General features: G+C 57.3%; 1 protein-coding gene. It reads left to right on the top strand.

Annotated features, from left to right (window positions below):
• Positions 1-614 (top strand): extracellular solute-binding protein (locus ACR0KM_RS20985; RefSeq protein ID WP_480861807.1); only part of this gene is annotated, 614 nt, incomplete at its 3' end.

The raw sequence follows: 614 nt of genomic DNA, 5'->3' as shown, positions 1-614 counted from the left end.
ATGAAAAAAACCACGTCCAAGTTTGCAGCAATCGTCGCCGGTGCCCTGATGGCCACCGCAGCGGCCGCCGAAACCGAGCTGACCGTCTATACTGCGGTCGAGGCCGAAGATCTGGCCCGCTATGCTGAACAGTTCAACGCGGTACATCCTGACATCAACATCAACTGGGTTCGGGATTCGACCGGTATCATTACCGCGAAACTGCTTGCCGAGCGCGACAACCCGCAAGCTGACGTTGTCTGGGGACTGGCTGCGACCTCGCTGCTGCTCCTGAAATCCGAAGATATGCTAGAGCCCTATGCGCCGGTTGGTGTTGAAAAACTGGACCCTAAATTCGTGGACAGTGGCGATGTACCCAGCTGGGTTGGCATGGACGCCTGGGTCGCTTCGATCTGCTACAACACCGTCGAGGCTGAAAAGCTGGGTCTGACACCGCCGACGTCGTGGAAAGATCTGACCGACGCGCAATACCAGGGTCATGTCATCATGCCGAACCCGAACTCGTCGGGCACCGGTTTCCTTGACGTGTCCAGCTGGCTGCAGATGTTTGGTGAAGAAGGCGGCTGGGAATATATGGACGCGCTGCACGAGAACATTGCACGCTATACCCACTC

Source organism: Ruegeria sp. G10 (assembly GCF_056533645.1).
The sequence above is the reverse complement of the archived record's forward strand: the minus strand, read 5'-3'. Positions and strand labels throughout refer to the sequence as shown.